At 35.5% G+C, this 1,612-nt stretch carries 1 protein-coding gene; it reads right to left on the bottom strand.

The features are described from left to right. Nucleotides 1-1,503 (bottom strand): hypothetical protein (locus GX756_06265; GenBank protein NLC17462.1); only part of this gene is annotated, 1,503 nt, incomplete at its 3' end. Nucleotides 1,504-1,612 lie beyond the last annotated feature (109 nt).

Here is a 1,612-nt window from a genome sequence, read left to right as displayed (position 1 = left end):
ACTCACGCCCATATTAATAAGAGTCGGTATGGTCGCTCTTTTATTGTTTTTGCCCGCCTCGTTGGGAGTGGCCCAATTAAGTTTGGGTTCTTTTAAGTCAAATCTTATAGTGGAATACGCGCAGCCATAACTATATAATCCTAATGTTATAGGAAAAAATATTATCTCTATAACGCCTAGTTTATACACGAAAATGGAAATTAAATAACCTAATAATATGGTTATATTATTGATTATTAAGGATAAATATACTTTATCGTTTATTTGGATAATATAGTCAACAGGAATAACTTTTGAAAGATAAAAATGTTTGCCCTCGCGGCTGATTGCCGTAGCAGACGCGATATTCATCCCGCTACCTAGCATCAATAACATACCAAAAGAAACGCCATAATAGATATTGCGGACCAAGCTCGCAGATAAATCCGCTTCTTGCAAAGCGTAAGCGTTTATATTCATTAGAACAAGAATGAGCGGCAATATTATGATACCGGCTAGACATTGAAAACCAAAAGCGGACGTTCTTGTGATATCTTTGAATTCTTTTATCATTAAAGCTTTTAATTGGGATCTAAATTCTGTTTTTTGATTTTTGACGCTTAACGCTTTTGCGCTTTCGTTTTGTCTTATTGTGCTTTGTTGATAAACCGCGTTTGAGATAAAATTAGCTATTATTAATAATATTAATAATGAAAATACCGCTATAGCTAGATTTACAAGACCGCTTAATGGAACGCTTAAGCCGTATAACGCCTTGCCTGTGGCTAGACATGCTATGGCGTAAAGAGGATAAAATACTGTGGATATGATTTGAGCGACATTAGAAAGGCTGGCAAGAATAGCGTCCATATTATTGGCGATTTCTTCAGTTCTTGTTTGTAATGACATTACGCCATAAAAATACGCTCCAAATATTACGGCATAAAATATCAGCAAGAATACTGTTGTAAACGCGCCTTTATTTCTAAAAAACGATACCAAATACATTATTGGTATAGCGATAATGCTCGCCAGCGCTAAAGGAAATGCAGGCGTTAAAATAAAGCCCAAAAAAATTGACAAATAATATACCCAACCTTGCGATGCTGCTATGCCTAACGCGACTAATAACGGAATTACAATTGCCGCAAACGCGACAAGCTCATATAGATAAACTATAACTAATTTCGCCAAAAATACTTTACCCGGCTTGATAGGCAAGGACGCTGTAAATTCGGCGTCTTTATTAAAATAAACATAGGTCAAAAGCGACACGATACCAAATATAATAATTAGCCCAATGCCAAGCAAGTATATCATTGTAACGAATTCGGCCAATAAATTATTTTGCTGAACAAACGGCGCCATAAAGACAATTATTAAAACGCCGCCCGACATAAGCATTAAATAAGTAATGCCTAACACGATATATATGCCAATAAGGCTGCTCTTTTTTGTTTTCGTTCGGTCGGGACGCAATCCATTTTTTAAAAATACTTTTACTAACAAAAAGATATCTTTCATAATTATTACACCTTTACTAGATTTGAACGTTCTGGTGGTTGGTAATTTTTATGAAGATTTGTTCTAAGGATTCGTCTTTGCCGCCCATAGCTTTTATTTCGTCCATAGT

The sequence above is a fragment of the Clostridiales bacterium genome (assembly GCA_012512255.1).
GTDB lineage: Bacteria > Bacillota > Clostridia > Christensenellales > DUVY01 > DUVY01.
Note: the sequence above shows the minus strand (reverse complement) of the source record. Positions and strands in the feature narration are given on the sequence as shown.